This window comes from Tsukamurella soli (assembly GCF_039541155.1).
In the GTDB taxonomy this organism is placed as follows: domain Bacteria; phylum Actinomycetota; class Actinomycetes; order Mycobacteriales; family Mycobacteriaceae; genus Tsukamurella; species Tsukamurella soli.
Genome location: NZ_BAABFR010000020.1, coordinates 1 through 19301, shown reverse-complemented (window position 1 = coordinate 19301; position 19301 = coordinate 1). Strand labels below are relative to the sequence as shown.

The 19301-nt window shown below is 69.7% G+C and carries 20 protein-coding genes and 2 pseudogenes; 8 read left to right on the top strand and 14 right to left on the bottom strand.

The window, feature by feature from the left end:
- Positions 1 to 4: 4 nt before the first annotated feature.
- The 7 genes from pheS to infC form a co-directional block, all read right to left on the bottom strand.
- Positions 5 to 1051: a phenylalanine--tRNA ligase subunit alpha gene (pheS, locus tag ABD908_RS08525; RefSeq protein ID WP_344993715.1), complete on the bottom strand. Its 1047-nt coding sequence runs from the start codon at positions 1049 to 1051 to the stop codon at positions 5 to 7.
- 76 nt (positions 1052 to 1127) lie between these two features.
- The gene (locus ABD908_RS08520; RefSeq protein WP_344993712.1) at positions 1128 to 1322 is read right to left on the bottom strand and encodes a hypothetical protein; all 195 of its coding nucleotides are present in this window, start codon (positions 1320 to 1322) and stop codon (positions 1128 to 1130) included.
- Complete coding sequence (locus tag ABD908_RS08515; protein WP_344993709.1) at positions 1319 to 2620, bottom strand: acyltransferase family protein; 1302 nt, start codon at positions 2618 to 2620, stop codon at positions 1319 to 1321. Before ABD908_RS08515 ends, ABD908_RS08520 begins: the two co-directional genes overlap by 4 nt.
- An 80-nt stretch (positions 2621 to 2700) precedes the next feature.
- Entirely contained in the window at positions 2701 to 3543 is an 843-nt protein-coding gene (locus ABD908_RS08510; RefSeq protein ID WP_344993706.1) for a TrmH family RNA methyltransferase, read from the bottom strand.
- Complete coding sequence (gene rplT, locus ABD908_RS08505; RefSeq protein ID WP_344993703.1) at positions 3521 to 3901, bottom strand: 50S ribosomal protein L20; 381 nt, start codon at positions 3899 to 3901, stop codon at positions 3521 to 3523. The genes ABD908_RS08510 and rplT overlap by 23 nt, the downstream gene beginning before the upstream one ends.
- 41 nt (positions 3902 to 3942) lie before the next feature.
- A complete protein-coding gene (gene rpmI, locus ABD908_RS08500; RefSeq protein WP_344993700.1) occupies positions 3943 to 4137 on the bottom strand; it encodes a 50S ribosomal protein L35 in 195 nt (64 codons plus the stop codon).
- Between the two features lie 81 nt (positions 4138 to 4218).
- On the bottom strand, positions 4219 to 4794 hold the full coding sequence (gene infC, locus ABD908_RS08495) for a translation initiation factor IF-3 (RefSeq protein WP_344993842.1): 576 nt from the start codon (positions 4792 to 4794) through the stop codon (positions 4219 to 4221).
- Positions 4795 to 5149: 355 nt separating this feature from the next.
- On the opposite strand from infC, the gene ABD908_RS08490 reads away from it, so the two are divergent.
- The 3 genes from ABD908_RS08490 (at position 5150) to ABD908_RS08480 (ending at position 6307) form a co-directional block, all read left to right on the top strand.
- Positions 5150 to 5557, top strand: a complete 408-nt coding sequence (locus ABD908_RS08490; RefSeq protein WP_344993697.1) for a DUF1844 domain-containing protein — start codon at positions 5150 to 5152, stop codon at positions 5555 to 5557.
- A 129-nt stretch (positions 5558 to 5686) separates the two neighbouring features.
- Positions 5687 to 6151 (top strand): hypothetical protein, encoded by a 465-nt coding sequence (locus ABD908_RS08485; RefSeq protein WP_344993694.1) that lies wholly within the window; start codon positions 5687 to 5689, stop codon positions 6149 to 6151.
- A 30-nt stretch (positions 6152 to 6181) separates the two neighbouring features.
- Positions 6182 to 6307: a hypothetical protein gene (locus tag ABD908_RS08480; protein WP_344993691.1), complete on the top strand. Its 126-nt coding sequence runs from the start codon at positions 6182 to 6184 to the stop codon at positions 6305 to 6307.
- A 98-nt stretch (positions 6308 to 6405) separates the two neighbouring features.
- Here the strand turns inward: ABD908_RS08480 and nrdH are convergent, their stop codons facing one another.
- Positions 6406 to 6648 carry a glutaredoxin-like protein NrdH gene (nrdH, locus tag ABD908_RS08475; RefSeq protein WP_344993688.1) on the bottom strand — a complete coding sequence of 81 codons (243 nt, stop codon included), beginning with the start codon at positions 6646 to 6648 and terminating at the stop codon, positions 6406 to 6408.
- Positions 6649 to 6714: 66 nt separating this feature from the next.
- Positions 6715 to 9597 carry an excinuclease ABC subunit UvrA gene (gene uvrA / locus ABD908_RS08470; protein ID WP_344993685.1) on the bottom strand — a complete coding sequence of 961 codons (2883 nt, stop codon included), beginning with the start codon at positions 9595 to 9597 and terminating at the stop codon, positions 6715 to 6717.
- A 132-nt stretch (positions 9598 to 9729) separates the two neighbouring features.
- On the opposite strand from uvrA, the gene ABD908_RS08465 reads away from it, so the two are divergent.
- Entirely contained in the window at positions 9730 to 10407 is a 678-nt protein-coding gene (locus ABD908_RS08465; RefSeq protein ID WP_344993682.1) for an MBL fold metallo-hydrolase, read from the top strand.
- Between the two features lie 152 nt (positions 10408 to 10559).
- A complete protein-coding gene (locus ABD908_RS08460) occupies positions 10560 to 10712 on the top strand; it encodes a hypothetical protein (RefSeq protein WP_344993847.1) in 153 nt (50 codons plus the stop codon).
- A gap of 31 nt (positions 10713 to 10743) precedes the next feature.
- Here ABD908_RS08460 and ABD908_RS08455 read toward each other — a convergent pair.
- Positions 10744 to 10812: pseudogene (locus ABD908_RS08455) on the bottom strand (hypothetical protein); the annotation flags it as partial.
- Between the two features lie 131 nt (positions 10813 to 10943).
- Here ABD908_RS08455 and ABD908_RS08450 point away from each other — a divergent pair.
- Both ABD908_RS08450 and ABD908_RS08445 read left to right on the top strand, forming a co-directional pair.
- Positions 10944 to 11570 carry a dihydrofolate reductase family protein gene (locus ABD908_RS08450; protein ID WP_344993679.1) on the top strand — a complete coding sequence of 209 codons (627 nt, stop codon included), beginning with the start codon at positions 10944 to 10946 and terminating at the stop codon, positions 11568 to 11570.
- A gap of 222 nt (positions 11571 to 11792) precedes the next feature.
- On the top strand, positions 11793 to 14099 hold the full coding sequence (locus ABD908_RS08445) for a HelD family protein (protein ID WP_425584362.1): 2307 nt from the start codon (positions 11793 to 11795) through the stop codon (positions 14097 to 14099).
- A gap of 10 nt (positions 14100 to 14109) precedes the next feature.
- On the opposite strand, the gene ABD908_RS08440 is transcribed toward ABD908_RS08445, so the two are convergent.
- The 3 genes from ABD908_RS08440 to ABD908_RS08430 all read right to left on the bottom strand — a co-directional run bounded on the left by ABD908_RS08440 (position 14110) and on the right by ABD908_RS08430 (position 18029).
- Positions 14110 to 14553 (bottom strand): universal stress protein, encoded by a 444-nt coding sequence (locus ABD908_RS08440; RefSeq protein WP_344993676.1) that lies wholly within the window; start codon positions 14551 to 14553, stop codon positions 14110 to 14112.
- A gap of 226 nt (positions 14554 to 14779) precedes the next feature.
- Complete coding sequence (gene uvrB / locus ABD908_RS08435) at positions 14780 to 16936, bottom strand: excinuclease ABC subunit UvrB (RefSeq protein WP_344993673.1); 2157 nt, start codon at positions 16934 to 16936, stop codon at positions 14780 to 14782.
- Positions 16937 to 16994: 58 nt separating this feature from the next.
- The gene (locus ABD908_RS08430) at positions 16995 to 18029 is read right to left on the bottom strand and encodes a TRM11 family methyltransferase (RefSeq protein WP_344993670.1); all 1035 of its coding nucleotides are present in this window, start codon (positions 18027 to 18029) and stop codon (positions 16995 to 16997) included.
- Between the two features lie 21 nt (positions 18030 to 18050).
- Here ABD908_RS08430 and ABD908_RS27610 point away from each other — a divergent pair, with 21 nt between their 5' ends.
- Positions 18051 to 19055 (top strand): GNAT family N-acetyltransferase, encoded by a 1005-nt coding sequence (locus ABD908_RS27610; protein WP_385920503.1) that lies wholly within the window; start codon positions 18051 to 18053, stop codon positions 19053 to 19055.
- 22 nt (positions 19056 to 19077) lie between these two features.
- Here the strand turns inward: ABD908_RS27610 and ABD908_RS08415 are convergent.
- Positions 19078 to 19301: pseudogene (locus ABD908_RS08415) on the bottom strand (dephospho-CoA kinase); the annotation flags it as partial.

Sequence of the window (19301 nt, the reverse complement as noted above, 5' to 3'; positions counted from 1 at the left end):
CGGGTCAGCCCTGGACGCCGAACGGCAGCGTGAACCGCACGTCGCCCTCGACGATGTCGCGCATGTCGGAGATACCGTTGCGGAACTGCAGCGTGCGCTCGAGGCCCATACCGAAGGCGAAGCCGCTGTACACCTCGGGGTCGATACCGCAGGCGCGCAGCACGTTCGGGTTGACCATGCCGCAGCCGCCCCACTCGACCCAGCCCGCGCCACCCTTCTTCTGTGGGAACCAGATGTCCACCTCGGCCGAGGGTTCGGTGAACGGGAAGTAGTTGGGCCGCATCCGGGTGGTGGTCTCGGGACCGAAGAGCGCCTTCGCGAACGCCTCGAGTGTGCCGCGCAGGTGCGCCATCGTCAGTCCCCTGTCCACGGCCAGCCCCTCGACCTGGCTGAACACGGGGGTATGCGTGGCATCCAGCTCGTCGGTGCGGAACGTGCGGCCGGGGCACGCGATGTAGATCGGCAGGTCCCGGGTGAGCATGGACCGGATCTGCACCGGCGACGTGTGCGTGCGCAGCACCTGCCGGGAGTCCTCGGGTGCCACGTAGAAGGTGTCCTGCATCGACCGTGCCGGGTGATCGGGGAGGAAGTTGAGGGCGTCGAAGTTGAAGTGCTCGGTCTCGACCTCTGGGCCCTCCGCGATCTCCCAGCCCATGCCCACGAATACGTCGGCGACCTGGTCCGCGATGATGCTGATCGGGTGCCGGGCGCCCTGCGGCGAGCGACCCGACGGGAGCGTCACGTCGACCGACTCGGCGATCAGCACCGCGGCGTCCCGCTCGGCGTCGAGCACGGCCTTGCGCTGCTCGTACGCGTCGCGCGCCTGCGCCTGCGCGACGTTGACCCGCTTACCGGCGTCCTTGCGGTCGGTCTTCGGGATCGCGCCCAGCGCGCGCTTGCTCAGGGCCAGCGGCGACTTGTCGCCGAGGTGGTGCAGCCGCGCCTCGCCCAGCTCGTCCAGCGTGGTCGCGGCCGCGAACGCCTGCGCCGCGGCGTCGGCGGCGGCTGCGAGGGCGGCCTCGCTCAGGTCTGGGGTGTCGGCTTCGGGCACGGGTGCTTCGCTCCTCGATTACGGCTGTCGGTGCACGTAGCAGCCTAATCGACGCCCTCACCGCGCCGGAAACCCATCACCTCGCCTCGGCCGCCGCGATCGCCTCCAGCAGCCCGGCGATCACCTCTTCGGGGTGGCGGCGAATGCGGCTGTCGGAGAATCGCAGCAGGAACCAGCCGCTCGTCCGGACGCGATCGAACCCCGCCGTGTCGGAGTGGAATGCGAATCCGCGGTGCAAACGACCCGAGCCCTGCGCGGGCTCGACTGTCAAGCGGTGTCACGCTTGCGCTGCGCGATCGCCCGAGCTCCGGCCAGTGCCACCGCGAAGGCCCCGAGCGCCTCCCACCCGGGACCGCTGCCGAGGCCGTACCGGGACAGCACCACCAGCGCGATGCCGGCCAGGCAGACGAGCGTGCCCGCGGCCACGCCGCGCGATCCGCTCGCCACGACCTGCGAGTCCAGCCACGGCAACCGCCGGTGCTCGAGCGGCGACAGCAGCAGGAACGCCGCCGCCACGACGACTGCGAACACCACGCACCGCAGCGCGAGACGGATCCAAAACCCCCGCGCATGCACGTCGTAGGCGTCGAGGCCGGCCGTGTGCAGCGCCAATGCGGTGACCGCGATGGCGGGGATGTGCCAGAGGTACAGGGTCATCGCCCCGCCGTTGCCGACCGTGGTGACGTGCCAGACCCGGGGGCGGGCGGCCCAGCGTCGCACCGGCGCGGCGACGGCGACGAACGCGAGCGACATCCACAGGCAGTGCAGGCCGAGCAGCACCGTCGGCGGCGACGTGTTGGACACGCGATCGGCACCGGTCACGACGAGCGACAGGTCATAGGGCCCGAACATGGCCAGCACGACCTGGGCGGCGAATGCGGCCACGGCGACGGCGACGGCGGTGCGCACCGTGAGAAGACGACGCGCGTACGCGACGCCGATCGCCGTCGGGATCAGCCAGACGGCGACGAAGTTCCCGGCGCCCGCCGTGTCCGAGCCGGTCGTGAGGCGCACCGCGTCGACGGCGGCGGCGATCGCCAGCAGCCCGCCCACGACGACCGCGACCTGTGCGGCCGAGCGCATGCGACAGAGCAGCGGCACGAATGCGAGCACCACGAGGTACACGCCCAGGAACCACAGCAGTGCCACGGACTCGGCGCCGAGCGCCCGCGCAGACTCCGACCCGGCGACCACTCGCGTGACCAGGATCACGGCCGACCAGATCGCCAGGTACCACAGGGTGGGGCGGCACAGGCGCTGGGCGCGGTGCAGCAGCCACGTCCCCCAGGCCGCCGAGGATCCGCCGGCCGGCAGCGCGTACACCCCCACGGCCCCGCCGACGAGGAAGAACATCGGCATCACCTGCAGCGCCCAGGTGAGGGGCTGCAGCGCGGGTAGGGCCCCGAGGATGTTGCCGACCTCGACGCCGCCCCCGTCGATGGTGGCGAGCAGCAGGGCGCAGTGCCCGAACATCACCACGAGTAGGGAACCCAGCCGCGCGACGTCGATCGCCCGGTCGCGGGCAGGCACAGTGCCCGCGACGCTCGCCGGCGGCGGTACTGATCTCATACATCCACCGTGCCCGCTCGCGGGCGGGGATGGATGAGGAGAACCACGGCAATCGGCTGGGCGTTGTCAGCAGGGAGGTGTCACGCGTCGGAGCGGGCCTGGACGCGAGCGCTCTGGTACAGGCAGATCGATGCGGCGGTGGCGAGATTGAGCGACTCGGCGCGGCCGCGGATGGGGATCCGCACGCGGTGGTCGGCGAGGGTCTGCAGCTCCCGGGACAGGCCGTGCGCCTCGTTACCGAACAGCCAGGCGGTGGGGCGTGCGAGCAGTTCGTCGGCATCGTCGAGGCTCACCTCACCGTCCGCGGCGGTCGCAAGCACCGTGAGGCCGCGGGCGCGCAGGTCGGCGACGACGGCCTCGGCGTCGCGGCGCCGCACGAGCGGCAGGTGGAACACCGAGCCGGCGGACGAGCGGACGCACTTGCCGTTGTGCGGGTCGACACTCTCCCCCGCCAGCACCACCGCGTCGGCGCCTACCGCGTCGGACACGCGGATCACGGTCCCCGCGTTGCCGGGGTCCGCGATATCGACGGGGACGGCCACCAGACGCACGTCGGCCGGCAGGTCGTGGGCGTCGAGCAGACGGCACACTGCGACGACGCCGGGCGGCGTCACCGTCTCGGACAGGCCGCGCATCGCACGGTCTGTGACCAGTGCGACGGTGGCGGGCAACCATGCCGCATAGCGCTCGGCACCGTCGACGGTGGCGTACAGCTCCTCCACGACGCCCGCCGCGAGCGCCGCCTCGGCGGCGTTCGCCCCCTCTGCGAGGAATCGCCCGGCCTTGCGGCGGCCCGCCACGCGGAGCAGCTTGGATGCGGAAACGACCCGCGGCGTGCGCTCGGTGAAGAGCGGTTCCGCGGGTCGTTCCGGGTATAGCGACAAATTACGCGGCGTCGAACTAGGCGGCGGGCGCGTTGACATCGGCCGGCAGCGCGGCCTTCGCGATGGCGACGAGGCCCGCGAACGCGTCGGTGTCCGACACGGCCAGCTCGGCGAGGTTCTTGCGGTCGACCTCGACACCGGCCAGCTTCAGGCCCTGCATGAAGCGGTTGTAGGTGATGTCGTTGGCGCGGGCCGCGGCGTTGATGCGGGTGATCCACAGCTTGCGGAAGTCACCCTTGCGTGCGCGTCGGTCCCGGTAGGCGTAGGTCAGCGAGTGGAGCTGCTGCTCCTTCGCCTTCCGGTACAGGCGCGACCGCTGGCCGCGGTAGCCCTTCGACGCCTCCAGGATGGAGCGGCGCTTCTTCTGTGCGTTAACTGCGCGCTTGACGCGTGCCATAGTTCTTGTCCTTCGAAGAGTTGATCAGGTGTCCGAGCGGCTTACTTGCCGAGCAGCTTCTTGACGCGACGCACGTCGGCCTTGGCGACCTCGGTGACGCCGTCGAGGCGACGCGTGACGGTGCTGGACTTGTGCTCCAGCAGGTGCCGACGGCCAGCCTTCTGACGCAGCAGCTTGCCGCTGCCGGACACCTTGAAACGCTTCGCGGTGCCGCTGTGGGTCTTGTTCTTAGGCATGGTGTATCTCGTTTCGTTGTCGTCTCACGCGCGCTCGAGTCGTCTCACGCGTGGCCGGCCGGGCGCGGCCGGTGGAACGGGTCAGGCCTGGGCGGGCGGCGGGGTCTGGTTCGCCTTGTCCTGCTGGGCCTTGGCCCGGGTCTTCGATCCCTTGTGCGGAGCAAGCACCATGGTCATGTTGCGGCCGTCCTGCTTGGCGGACGTCTCGACGAAGCCGTAGTCGGCGACGTCGGCTCCGAGCCGCTGCAGCAGGCGGAAACCGAGCTCCGGGCGCGACTGCTCGCGGCCGCGGAACATGATGGTCACCTTGACCTTGCTGCCCTGCTCGAGGAACCGCACCACGTGACCCTTCTTGGTCTCGTAGTCGTGGTCGTCGATCTTCGGCCGGAGCTTCTGCTCCTTGATCACCGTCATCTGCTGGTTCTTGCGGGACTCGCGCTGCTTCTGCGCGGCCTCGTACTTGAACTTGCCGTAGTCCATGATCTTGCATACGGGCGGCCGCGCGTTGGGCGCGACCTCGACCAGGTCCAGATCGGCTTCGAACGCGAGGCGCAGCGCATCTTCAACACGCACGATCCCGACCTGCTCACCCTCTGGGCCGACCAAGCGGACCTCGGGGACGCGGATCTGACCGTTGGTGCGAGTCTCAGTGCTGATGGGGCCTCCTCTTGTAGGTGCTCACTGCGAGCGGTGTGTGTCCCGACCGCGGCGCAGCCACCAGGCCCTGCCACTCAGCTCGTCCGGGGCATGCATCCGCATGCCACACGAACAAGGGCCCCTCCAGGCGGAATGCCTGCGGGGCCCGTAACCGACCGATCGGGTCATCGCGGCACGTGCCGACGATCACCCCTCCCATAACAAGGAGGCCACACAGGGAATTCCCGGCGTGTCGACCGGACCAGCCGACCTACCCTGAGGCTGTCGGCGTGGTGGGAGCGGGACTCCACTTGCTGCCAACCTCCGAGCCGGGGGGCTCGAACGGCGGGCGGTCGCGCATGGAAGTGTAGCAGCCGTGAACGAGAACCCGAATTCGCCCGCTCCGGGTAGCCCGGATGCCGCATCGCCGAGGGCCGCGCAGCCCCTCGACGGAGAGCTTCCCACACGCGACCTCGCGGAGGTGCCGTCGATCGAGGTGATGTCTCGCGCGATGGTGATGTTGATGAGCGCGGCGGCCGAGAAGCTGGGCCTGTCCGCGGAGACCCCGGCCGACAGCCCGTACTTCGACCTCGACGAGGCGCGCCGGCTGATCACGGCGCTCGCCGGGCTGCTCACGGCGTCGGTGGAGTACCTCGGCCCACACGCCGGGCCGTTCCGCGACGGCCTCAAGTCGCTGCAGCTGGCCTTCCGCGAGGCGAGCAGCTACCCGGACGAGCCCGGTCACGGGCCGGGCGAGAAGTACACCGGGCCGGTGTACGGATGACCGGATGCCGATGACGACCGAACGGTGACGGTGCACACCGGCCTTTGCAGGTATCGGCCCGCGACCGGTTCAATAGGAGTGCACCGGCCCCGAACCCACGGTCCGGAACCAGAGCTCCGGAGGACCACCATGACCCACACCGTCACCCGCCGCGCCACCCGGCGCGCGGCGGCCGTCGCCGGCGCCGCCGGCCTGGCCATCCTCGCGCTCGGCGCCTGCGGTGTGAGCTATGCGGCGCCCGCCGACCAGTCCGGCGCCCCATCCGCGGATCCCAGCGCGGCGAGCACGAGCGCACCGGCCGGTCCGTCGGTTGCGCCTGACGCCGCGGTCTACAAGGACTGCGTCGGTGTGCTCGACACGATGCCGACGATGGTGACATGGAGCTGCGGAACGCCCACCTCGACCGTCGACGACATCACGTGGTCGACGTGGGGCGCGACGACCGCCACCGGCGCCGGCACGCTGGGCACGCCCACCGGTCCCGGGACGCCGGTCACCGTCGAGCTCAGCAGCCCGGGCGGCGACGACCACCACTTCACGGCGCTGACGATCACCACGAAGGGCGGAAAGGCGCAGACGCACAACCTGCCCTGATCTGCACCGGAGGAAAAGGAGACCCCCACGTTGTGCAGCCCCGGCGTCTGGCACGGCGGCTGCTGGGGCGGCCCGCAGCCCTGGCACGGCGGCGGCTGGGGTGGCCCGCAGCCCTGGCACGGCGGCGGCTGGGGTGGCGGCTGGCACCGCTGGTGACACCGCGGCGATCCATAATCCCAGTAATACTTTCGTCGAGAAACCCCCGGAGGCGGCGCTTCCGGGGGTTTCTTCGTCGTGCGTGCGCAGACGCGCGGCTACGCGCTGGCGGCTGCCGCCACAAGGGCCTTGACCCGATCGGGCCGGAAACCCGACCAGTGCTCGCCGCCGGCCACCACGACCGGCGCCTGCAGGTGCCCGAGGGCCAGCACGTACTCGCGCGCGTCGTCGTCCTCCGAGATGTCCACCACCGAGTAGGCCACTCCGGCCTTATCCAGGGCGCGGTAGGTCGCGGTGCACTGCACGCAGGCGGGCTTCGAGTACACGGTCACGTCGCTCATGCCAAAAACACTACATCTGGTGTTACATCGATGCAATTTGCACAAGATGTTGATGGCGGTGCACAGTCAGTCCACAGTGTGATCCCCAGGCTGCGCGCCCATGACCTCGGCCAGGAACTTGCCTGTGTATGACTCGGGCGCGGCGGCCACCTCCTCGGGCGTACCGGTGACGACCACGGTGCCGCCTCCCGTGCCGCCCTCGGGCCCCATGTCGATGATCCAATCGGCCGTCTTGATCACGTCCAGGTTGTGCTCGATGACGATCACGGTGTTGCCCTTGTCCACGAGACCGTTCACCACGAGCAACAACTTGCGGATGTCCTCGAAGTGCAGTCCGGTCGTGGGCTCGTCGAGGATGTACACCGTCTTGCCCGCCGAGCGCTTCTGCAGCTCCGCCGCCAGCTTGACGCGCTGCGCCTCGCCGCCGGACAGCGTCGGCGCGGGCTGTCCCAGCCGCACGTAGCCGAGACCCACGTCCACCAGCGTCTTGAGATACCGATGGATCGAGGTGACGGGCTCGAAGAACTCGGCCGCCTCCTCGATCGGCATGTCCAGCACCTCGGCGATGGTCTTGCCCTTGTAGTGCACCTCGAGCGTCTCGCGGTTGTACCGCGCACCGTGACACACCTCGCACGGCACGTACACGTCCGGGAGGAAGTTCATCTCGATCTTGATGGTGCCGTCTCCTGCGCAGGCCTCACAGCGCCCACCCTTGACGTTGAACGAGAACCGCCCCGGCTGGTAGCCACGCACCTTCGCCTCGGTGGTCGATGCGAAGAGGGTGCGGATCTTGTCGAACACCCCCGTGTAGGTGGCTGCGTTGGACCGCGGGGTGCGGCCGATCGGCGACTGGTCGACCTGCACCAGCTTGTCCAGATCATCCAGCCCGGTCACGCGGCTGTGCCGCCCGGGGACCTGTCGCGCTCCGTTGAGCTTGTTGGCGAGGACGGTGGCCAGGATGTCGTTGACCAGCGTCGACTTACCGGACCCCGAGACGCCCGTGACCGCGGTCAACACGCCGAGCGGGAACGCGACGTCGATACCCCTGAGGTTGTGCTCCCGCGCCCCGGTGACCTTGATCTGACGCTTGCGGTCGATCGGGCGCCGGATCGCTGGCATCTCGAGGATCCGCCGGCCCGACAGGTATGCGCCGGTCAGCGACTCCTTGTTCTTCAGGAGGGCCTTGTAGGTGCCGCTGTGCACCACCTTGCCGCCGTGCTCACCGGCGTAGGGCCCGATGTCGACGATCCAGTCCGCGGCGGCAATGGTGTCCTCGTCGTGCTCGACCACGATCAGGGTGTTGCCCAGGTCCCGCAGCCGGACCAGCGTGTCGATGAGCCGGCGGTTGTCGCGCTGATGCAGGCCGATCGAGGGTTCGTCGAGCACGTACAACACCCCGGCGAGGCCCGAGCCGATCTGCGTCGCGAGCCTGATCCGCTGGGCTTCACCGCCCGACAGCGAGCCGGCGGCCCGGTCCAGCGAGAGATATTCGAGGCCCACGTCCAGCAGGAACGCGATCCGCGCCTGCACCTCCTTGAGCACCCGGCCGGCGATCGCGGCCTCCCGGGCGCCGAGCGCGAGATCGGAGAGGTAGTCGGCGCACTCGGCCACCGACAGGCTCGCGACGTCCGCGATCGACTTCTCGCCGTAGCGCGGGTGGTCGAGCGTGACCGACAGGATCTCGGGACGCAGGCGCGCGCCCCGGCACGCCGGGCACGGCACGTCCCGCATGTATCCCTCGTAGCGCTCCTTCATCTGTTCCGACTCGGTGGCCGCCATGCGCCGCTGCAGGAACGGCATGACCCCCTCGAACTCGGCGTAGTACGACCGCGTGCGCCCGTACCGGTTGCGGTACTTGATGTGCACCTGGTGCTCGGAGCCCTCGAGCACCGCCCGCCGAACCTTCGTCGGCAGCTTGTTCCACGGGGTGTCCAGGTCGAAGCCCATCGCATCGGCGAGGCCGGAGAGAAGACGCAGGAAATACTCGGCGGTCTGGCCGCCCGCCCAGGGGGCGATCGCGCCGCCCGCGAGCGACTGCGTGGGGTCCGGCACGACGAGGTCGGGGTCGACCTCCTTGTGCACGCCGAGGCCGTCACATGCAGGACAGGCTCCGTACGGCGAGTTGAACGAGAACGAGCGGGGTTCCAGATCGTCGACCGCGATCGGGTGCCCGTTGGGGCACGCCATCCGCTCGGAGAACCGGCGCTCCCGCTCGGCGTCCGTCTCCTCGCGGTCGACGAAATCCAGCACGACGATGCCGTCGGCGAGTCGCAGTGCCGTCTCGACGGAGTCGGTGAGCCGCTGCTTGGAGCTGGGCTTCACCGCGAGCCGGTCGACGACCACCTCGATATCATGCTTCTCCTGCTTCTTGAGCTTGGGCGGCTCGGCGAGCGGGTACACGACGCCGTCGATGCGCGCGCGTGCATAGCCCGAGGACTGCAGCTGCGTGAACAGGTCCACGAACTCGCCCTTGCGCGTGCGCACCACCGGCGCGAGCACCTGGAACCGGGTGCCCGACTCCATCTCCAGCACCTGGTCGACGATCTGCTGCGGGGTCTGCTTCGCGATCACCGCCCCACACTCGGGGCAGTGCGGCTTGCCGGCCCGCGCGTACAACAGGCGCAGGTAGTCGTAGACCTCGGTGATGGTCCCGACAGTGGACCTCGGGTTGCGGTTGGTGGACTTCTGGTCGATCGACACAGCGGGCGAGAGGCCCTCGATGAAGTCGACATCCGGCTTGTCCATCTGGCCCAGGAACTGCCGCGCGTACGCCGACAGCGACTCGACGTACCGCCGCTGCCCCTCGGCGAAGATGGTGTCGAACGCGAGCGACGACTTGCCCGACCCGGACAGCCCGGTGAACACGATGAGGCTCTCGCGTGGCAGGTCGACGTCGATGCCGCGCAGGTTGTGCTCGCGCGCTCCGCGCACGATCAGCCGATCGGCCACTGGGTGTCCTTCCGATTCTCCGTGAGGCGACCTGGGTGGATCCGCCGGCCGGCGCAAGGGCGCTCGGCCGACCGTGATCCATGCTAGATAAGGGCTACGACAAGTTCTGTTCGAGCCGGTAGCGTGGGGCCGGTGACCAGCGAGGTATCCGTCTCCGATCAGTACACCGGCACCGTCGAGCCCGGCGGTCCGGCCGCGCGCCGGACGGTGCCCGGCGCCCGCATCGTCAAGCTCTCCGTGGGTCCGATGGACAACAACGTCTATCTCGTCTCGGATGATGCCGGGCGCACCCTTCTGATCGACGCCGCGAACGAGGCGGACCGCGTGCTCGACCTGGCGCGGCAGGTGGGCGGGGTCGAGCTGATCGTCACGACCCATCGACACGCCGACCACTGGCAGGCGCTCGCCACGGTCCGCGACGGTCTCGCGGTACCCGCCGTGGCCGGGGTGAACGATGCCGCGGGGATCGATGCGCCGACCGATCGCACCCTCTCCGACGGTGACACGCTCACCGTCGGCGGTCTCACAGTGGACGTCATCGAGCTGGTCGGCCACACCCCCGGTTCGATCGCGCTGGCGCTGAACCCCGCTGACGGGCCGGCCCACCTGTTCACCGGCGATTGCCTGTTCCCCGGAGGTGTGGGCCGGACCGGGGATCCCGCCGCGTTCACGTCGCTCCTCGACGGTGTCGAGGAGAAGGTGTTCGCACGGTACGGCGACGACACCGTCGTCTACCCCGGGCATGGAAAGGACACCACCCTCGGCGCCGAACGTCCGCATCTCGCCGAGTGGCGTGCGCGCGGCTGGTGAGAACCACCACGTCGGTCTCGGCGCTGCTGGCCAGACTGTTTCAGCGTCGACAGCCGCTTCGGACAGGGGCGTAGGCTTGATCATCGGGAATTCGTTACAGCGCACCGGCAACCGTTGGAGCGCGGCCGAGGCTGACGAGGAGTTCGGAATTCATGGGGCATCACAAGGGCAATGACGAACTGCGCGAGGACCGATCCGAGCAGGAGGAACACCGCCAGGAGGTCCGCGACGAGGTGTTCGACGAGGCCGACGGCGCGGCCGCCGACCTCGGCTCCCAGGACGAGCGGCGCAAAGAGGGTCGCTGACCCGATCCTCGGGGCCGTCTTTCATGATCTCGTCGGCGCCACCGTAAATGCGTCGGGCTCGCGCGTCGCCCCACAGTCGACCGATCGCGTACTCGTCCATGTACCCCCGCGCGTCGGTGGTCGCCGAGTTCGGCGCGTGCGGGGATCGCCGTACGAGTCGCGGCAGCTCCTGGACACGGCGAACTCTGGTGCGCAGAGGTGAAGGAACCGAAGATCATGAGGCTGACGACCATGACTCAGATCACTGTCGATGGAGTGATGCAGGGGAACGGCGAAGCATCCGACGAGGACCGCCGGAACGGATTCGAACGCGGCGGGTGGGCCCGGGGTGCCGGTGACGACGAGACCAGGGCGTTCATCACTCGGACGTACCAGCGCGCCGAGGCGTTTCTGTTCGGTCGGCGCACCTACGAGTTGTTCGCCGACTCCTGGGGATCGATCGACGGGATGCGTACGCATCCGATCGGCGTGGCCTTGAACGAGGCTCCCAAGTACGTCGCCTCGACCACGCTCGTCGCGCCGCGCTGGGAGCACACGACCGTTCTCCGCGGTGCCCTCGCGGCGTCCATCAGCGAGCTGAAGGCCAGGCCCGGAGGTGACCTACAGGTGCACGGCAGCGGCGCCCTGACCCGGTGGCTCCTGGCGAACGATCTGGTCGACGAGATGACCCTGATCGTGGTGCCGGTGATCCTCGGCCAGGGCGCGCGACTGTTCCCGGAGACCGGACCGGACCGGGCGCTCGACCTGGTCGAGTCGCGGGTCGACTCGAAGGGCGTCACGATCCAGGTCTTCCGGCCGGCCGGGCGCCCCGGTATGCGCCGGCCTGAGTTCCCTGATCGGCCGACCGCACCGTCCTGACACCGCCGGAGATGGTCGTCGGATGCAGTACCTGGTCTTCGCGGGCGGTCGCACAGACACCGGCCGCGACCGCGACAGCGCCCGCGGTATGGCATTCACGCTCGGCATGGACCGTCCCCTTGGCCGAAATGCGCGAACGCGGCCGATCGCGCCCACCGGAGCGCGCGGGCCGGGTTTTCGTGGACAATAGAGAGTCCCGTTCGTTCGCCCGCGAGGAGCACCGTGACCACCCGCCCCGACACCGCCGTCGATTCAGCCGTCGACCCCGATATCGCCGTCGAACAGGCCCACCTCGACGAGGTGTACCGGCGGATCGACCGGATGCGCGACACGGCGGCCCGCCGGCGGGCGGACAACCTGGCCGAGGTCGGCGAGAACCCGCAGGAGGTCTCCGAGCGCGACTCGTATCACCAGCTGTACACGGACGACATCGCGAAATACGATGCGGCAGAACATAATCTGTACTTCGGTCGCCTCGACATGATCGAGGGCGACGAGGTGCGCCGGATCGGCCGCATCGGAGTGCTCGACGACGACGAGGAACTGTCTACCCTGCTGCTCGACTGGCGGGCGCCGATGGCCCGGCCGTTCTACCTCGCGACCCCCGCACAGCCGGAGGACGTGCGCGTACGGCGCCACGTGCGGACCCGCAGCCGCCGGGTGGTCGGCGTGACCGACGAGCGGCTGACGCTCGCCGTCGGCGAGGACGCCGGACCAGGCCAAGGCGCGAACGTCGCCAACGAGTCGGCGCTGGTCGAGGCCCTCAACGCCGCGCGGACGGGCCGCATGACCGACATCGTCGAGACCATCCAGCGAGAACAGGACGCGATCATCCGCTCCGATCACCGCGGAGTACTCGTGGTGCAGGGCGGCCCGGGCACCGGCAAGACCGCGGTCGCGCTGCACCGCGCCGCCTACCTGCTGTACACGTACCGGCAGACCCTGTCCCGCAGTGGTGTGCTCATCATCGGCCCCAACGAGACCTTCCTCAACTACATCAGCCAGGTGCTGCCGTCGCTCGGCGAGACCGGCGTCCTGCTCTCTACGATCGGCGATCTGTACCCCGGCGTGATCGCTCAGCGCACGGACTCGCGCACCGCGGCCGCGCTCAAGGGCTCGACGGACATGATCGAGGTGATGAGGCAGGCGGTCCGCGCGTGGCAGACGGTGCCGTCCTCGCCGATCACACTGCGGTTCGATGGTTACCCGCTGGTCGTCGACCGGAAGATCGCGTCCCGCGCGCGGGGGCGCGCCCGGTCGTCGCGGCGCCCGCACAACCTCGCGCGCCCGCTGTTCCTCCAGTCGGCGCTCGACGCGCTCGCCGACCAGCACGCGGCACGGATCGGTTCATCCCTGGTCGACGGCTCGCTGCTGCTGTCGCGGGCCGACGTCGCGGACATCCGGGCCGACCTCGCGGACGACCGCGAGGTACTCGCCGCGCTCGATGACCTGTGGCCGGAGCTGAGCCCGCAGCAGGTACTGGCCGACCTGTGGGCCGATCCGGACCGGCTCGCGGCCGCGGCGCCCGGACTCACCGCCGCTCAGCGCGCCGACCTGGCCTCCACCGCGGCGGGCTTCTCCCCTGGCGACGCGCCGCTACTCGACGAGCTCGCGGAGTTGCTCGGCATCGACAACGAGGCCGACGCCGACCGTGCGCAGAAGGAGTGGCGCAAGCGACTCGCCGACGCGCAGGACGCCCTGGACATCCTCAGCGGATCCGCGCCGCAGGACCTGGAGGACGAGCTGGACCCCGAGATCCTCATGGCCTACGACCTGATCGACGCCGAGCAACTCGCAGAGCGCCAGACGGTGACCGAGTTCAACACCACCGCCGACCGCGCGCGTGCCGACCGGACCTGGACGTTCGGGCACGTGATCATCGACGAGGCGCAGGAGCTGTCGGCGATGGCCTGGCGGATGATCATGCGGCGCATCCCCAACCGCTGGATGACGGTGGTCGGCGACACCGCGCAGACGTCGGACTCGGCGGGTACCACCTCCTGGGGTGCGGTGCTCGACCCGTACACCCCGGGCCGCTGGCGGCTCGCGGAACTCACGGTCAACTACCGCACGCCGCGCGAGATCATGGACCTCGCCGCGGCGGTGTTGGCGGAGATCGACCCGCAGCTCAGCGCCCCCACGTCGGTCCGCGAGGGGCAGCCGCCGCGGCTGATCCGCGTACCCGCAGGGAGCACGAGCGACGGCACCGACGGTGTCGACAGCCTGGTCACAGCGGTCGCGGGCGCCCTGCCCGCCGACGGTGACGAGCGACTCACGGCGGTGCTGGCGCCGGCCCCTCTCGTAGCGCCGCTGCGTCGGCTCACCGCACCGACGGTGCGGGTCATGGCAGTGCAGGACTCGAAGGGCCTCGAATTCGACCACGTGGTCGTGGTCGACCCGACGGCGATCGCCGAGGCCTCGGACCGCGGCATGCAGGACCTGTACGTGGCCCTGACGCGAGCGACCCAGACGCTGACCGTGGTCGCGTCCGGGTCGCTACCGCCCGCCTTGCGGGCATTGGAGAAGTGAGGCCGGCAGGCTACGTCGTGTGGACGATCAGGATGTCCACCGTGGTCTTGCGTGCCGCGTCCGACGGCACCGAGCCGAGCAGGCGGCCGGTCAGGGAGTGGAGGCCTCTGTTGCCGACGACCAGCAGCGCCGGCTGGGCGGCACCCTTCGCCAGGTCGATCAGCGAGTCGACCGGCTGGCCCTTGACAGCCTGCGTCTCGACAGTGCCCGCGCCAGCGGCCTTGGCGCGGACCTCGGCGTCACGGAGGATGTCGTTGACGGGTGCGAGGCCCTGCAGCTTATAGGCCTCGTCACCGAGCGCGTCGGCATCGGCGGTGTTCACGTGCTCGCTGGGAAAGTAGGCGCACACGATCACCAGCTTGCCGTCACCCGCCAGCGCGGCGGCGCGGTCCACCGCGCGGAGCGACGATTCCGAGCCGTCCGTGCCGACGACCACCGTGGCGTATCCACTCATCGATCCCTCTTTCTCTCGGGGCGTTATCTCAGGCGGACAGCTAGTACTCTGGGCGAATCCCGATGCGATCATTCTCCGACCCAGGGCAGAGTTGTCGAAGCAACTGTAGCCGCGTGAACAGGATCCGTACGGAAATTGCGGTCAGTGACACGATGAGGGCGGCGATGTCTGTCCTGCGACCATGCCGGGGCGACGCGTCGGAGATCACTCCCCCGCGCCGTGTCGTTCACTGCAGCCCCGCGGCGTCCATTCCGCGCAGTTCCTTCTTCAGGTCGGCGATCTCGTCGCGGATCCGACCGGCGAGCTCGAACTGCAGGTCCCGCGCCGCGTTCATCATCTGGTCCGTCAGCTGCTGGATCAGGTCCGCGAGCTCGGCACGCGGCATGGACGCCGTGTCCTCGCCCTCGTACACTCCGGCGCTGACGGATCGGAGCTCGCCCTGCGCCCGGCGACCGCGGCTCGCGTTGCGGCCCGAACCGCCCACCGGCATGGCGTCGGTGTCGTCCGCCTCGGTGTACACCTGATCGAGGATGTCCGCGATCTTCTTGCGGAGAGGCTGCGGGTCGACACCCCGCTCCTTGTTGTAGGCGATCTGCTTGTCGCGGCGGCGGTCGGTCTCCTCGATCGCCGTCTGCATCGAGTCGGTGACCTTGTCCGCGTACATGTGCACCTCACCGGACACGTTGCGCGCGGCGCGGCCGATGGTCTGGATGAGGCTGGTGGTGGAGCGGAGGAAGCCCTCCTTGTCGGCGTCGAGGATCGCGACCAACGACACCTCCGGGAGGTCGAGTCCCTCGCGCAGCAGGTTGATCCCGACCAGCACGTCGTATTCGCCCAGCCTCAGCTGGCGCAGCAGTTCGACGCGCCGCAGGGTGTCGATGTCGCTGTGCAGGTACCGGACTCGTACCCCGGCGTCCAAGAGGTAGTCGGTGAGGTCCTCGGCCATCTTCTTGGTCAGGGTGGTCACCAGCACGCGCTCGTCCCGCTCGGTGCGCAGGCGGATCTCGTGGATCAGGTCGTCGATCTGCCCCTTGGTCGGCTTGATCACCACCTTGGGGTCGACCAGGCCGGTCGGTCGGATCACCTGCTCGACGAACTGGCCGCCGGACTGGCCCAGCTCGTACTGCCCCGGTGTCGCCGAGAGGTACACCGTCTGCCCGACCCGGTTCTCGAACTCGTCCCAGGTGAGCGGCCGGTTGTCCACCGCGGACGGGAGCCGGAACCCGAAGTCCACGAGGTTGCGCTTGCGCGACATGTCGCCCTCGTACATGGCGCCGATCTGCGGCACCGTCTGGTGCGACTCGTCGATCACCAGCAGGAAGTCCTCGGGGAAGTAGTCGATCAGGGTGGCCGGCGCGGATCCCGCCGCACGGCCGTCGATGTGCCGCGAGTAGTTCTCGATGCCGGAGCAGAAGCCCACCTGCCGCATCATCTCGATGTCGTACTGCGTCCGCATCCGGAGACGCTGCGCCTCCAGCAGCTTGTTACGCCCCTCCAGATCGGCCAGCCGCTCCTCCAGCTCCGCCTCGATCCCCTCGATGGCGCGCGACATCCGCTCCGGGCCGGCCACGTAGTGCGTAGCGGGGAAGATCCGCAGCGTGTCGACCTGCCGCACGACGTCGCCGGTCAGCGGGTGCAGGTAGTAGAGCGCCTCGACCTCGTCGCCGAAGAACTCGATGCGGATCGCGAGCTCCTCGTACGAGGGGATGATCTCGACGGTGTCGCCACGCACCCGGAAGCTGCCGCGGGCGAACGACATGTCGTTTCGGGTGTACTGCACATCGACCAGGAGCCGCAGCAGCGCGTCCCGGTCGACCTCGAGTCCCACGTCGAGCTGCACCGAACGGTCGAGGTAGCTCTGCGGCGTACCCAGGCCGTAGATGCAGGAGACGGACGCGACCACCACCACATCGCGCCGGGACAGCAACGACGACGTGGCCGAGTGCCGGAGCCGCTCGACGTCGTCGTTGATCGACGAGTCCTTCTCGATGTAGGTGTCGGTCTGCGCGATGTACGCCTCGGGTTGGTAGTAGTCGTAGTACGAGACGAAGTACTCGACGGCGTTGTTCGGCAGCAGCCCGCGCAGCTCGTTCGCGAGCTGCGCCGCGAGGGTCTTGTTGGGCGCCATCACCAGCGTCGGCCGCTGGAGGCGCTCGATGAGCCACGCGGTCGTGGCCGACTTGCCGGTGCCGGTGGCCCCGAGCAGGACGACGTCCTTCTCCCCCGCCCGCAGACGCCGTTCCAGGTCGTCGATGGCCTGGGGTTGATCGCCCGCCGGCTGGTAGTCGCTGACCACACGGAACTCGCCGTCCGACCGCTCGATGTCGCCGACCGGCCGGAACTCGGAGTGCGCGATCACCGGATGCTCTGCCGCGAATGCCATGCGACCAGGGTATGCCGCGCCACCGACAGGTTTCGTTCCGTGCCGTCATCGCCCCAGGTCAGGGTTTACGCGCTAGCACCACGTCACGACGGATGGTGCGATCGACGCGGTGCGCGAGATCGTCGTAGCCCGGGCCCGTGCACACCTCGAGTCCCGCATCCGTCAGCGCCCCCTCGAGGTGGCGCCGCGGAGCGACCAGCGTGTTCCACGCCAGGCCCATCGCCCCGCCGCGCCGCAGCGTCGCGACCCAGCCCGCGAGGGCGACGTCGAGCAGTTCCAGGGGGCCGCGCGCGGACCCACGCGTGCCCTGGCTCCCGTGCCGCACGCCGTACGGCAGGTCGCCGACGACCATGTCCACGGTGCCGGGCCGCACCAGTTCGGCGGCCCGCGCGGTGTCGGCGAGGTAGAAGGTGACGCTCTGCGTGTCCCCCGCGGCGTGTGCCTCCCGCGACCGCGCGAACGTCGCCTCGTACCTCTTGGCCAGCACGGCGTGGTCCCTGCGCACCGGCGTGGTGGTGGCGCGATGCTTGAGCCGATTGTCCTTGAGCCAGGTCGTCAGGAACGGCCCGTACAGGTCGAAGTCCTTCCGGTCGAGGTCGATCCCCACCGCGTCGAGGCCGAACATGGCGGCCTGATTGAGCGTGGTGCCGCGGCCGCACACCGGGTCGAGCACACGCATACGGCGTTCGGCGAGGCGCCCGGGCCGATCGGTGGCCGCCGCGGTCGTCGTCAGCAGCAGCCGGGTGAACTGCTCATTGGTCTTGCCCTGGTACTTGAGGATGGTCAGCAGGTCGCTGGGGTACAGGTCGGGGCTCGGCACGGCGACCGGACGCAGCAGACCATCGACGGTGAGCTCGAACAGGGCGTAGATCGCCGAGGCGTACCCGAGCAGCCGGGCGTCGGCGGGTTCGAGCGGGTCGGCCGCGAACGTGACGTAGTCGACGCCCGCGAACTCGCGGCGCCCGAAGTCGGCGAGTCGGCCGCCGAGCGCTCCGCCGGCGAGCACGGTCAGCTCGGCGCAGACCAGGTCGAGCGCGGCCTGGGTGTACACCCGGTTACTGGACGGTGCTGGCAAAACGGCGTAGTCGGGCACCGGCGCATCGTATCGTGGCGTATGAGGTTCACCGACTCGCCCGATCACGCATCCGACATCGACGAGCTCCGCGGTCACCTCCGCATCGACTCCCTCACGCGGTCCGCTGCGGTCCGCGAAGCCCTGGACCGGTTCGGCGAGGATCCGCACACCGTCACCGAGTTCGCATACGCCGAGGACGGCGCCATCGCGGGCGGCCTGGTGGGCACGTCGGCGTACGGGTGGCTGACCATCGGCGCCATCTGGGTCCGCGAGCCCAGACGCGGACTGGGGGCGAGCCTCATCGCGCGGGCCGAGACTCGTGCGCGACGAGCCGGGTGCGATGGGATCATCGTGCGCGCCTTGGATTTCCAATCTCCACAGTTCTTCCAGCGGGTAGGCTTCCGGCCGTCGGGCGCGGTGATCGGCCGCCCCGCCGGGGCCACCGAGATCACGCTGGTCAAACGCATCACCGCCGATCCGAGTGGCGGCGTCGGCGGCCTCGACGCGGGCCGGGACGACGCATCGGCGGTCGACGACGGCGCGCTGCACCCACCCAAGCAGGAGTCGTTCGACACCGTCGAACTCGTCAACGTCGACCCCAAAGGCATTGCGCGCCCGGTCGAGACCTTCCGCGAGGAGGCGTTCGGCCTGTATCTGGCACGCCCGGCGGACCACCCGCGGTTCGGATACCTCGAGTCCTGGCTGCTGCCCGCACAACACCTGCGCGCCAACATCTTCCACTTTCGTCCGGGCGTGGAGCGGGACCAGCGGGTGTACCTCGACGTGGCGCGGATCTGGCGGGACGGCCCGGTGTGGCACACCGAGGACTGGTATCTGGACCTGGTCGAGCACCCCGGACGGCCCATCGAGCTGACCGACGTCGACGAGCTGCTCGACGCCACCGTCGCCGGGCTGCTCTCACCCGAGGACGCCGAGACGGCCATCCGGGTGGCCACCGAGGCATCCTCCTCGATCACGCTGCACGGGCACAGCGTGGACGCGTGGCTCGCGTCCATCGGCGCACCGATCACCTGGCGCGAGTGAGGTATTCGCCGAGCTTCCCCGGTCAGCCGCCGACGGTGACGCGGGTCGCCGCACCTGGGTCGGCGCCGGTCAGCACGTCCTGGTCGGCACCCGGGTAGAAACCGGCGGGCGCGAGCGCGGCGGCGACCGCGGCGTCCTCGACGCCCGCCGCTCGGGTGACGGTGACCGCACCCACGTCGGTCGCCGAGTCGGCCACGACGGCGACCGCGTCGGCGCCGAGGGCCAGCCACACGCGACCGACCAGCC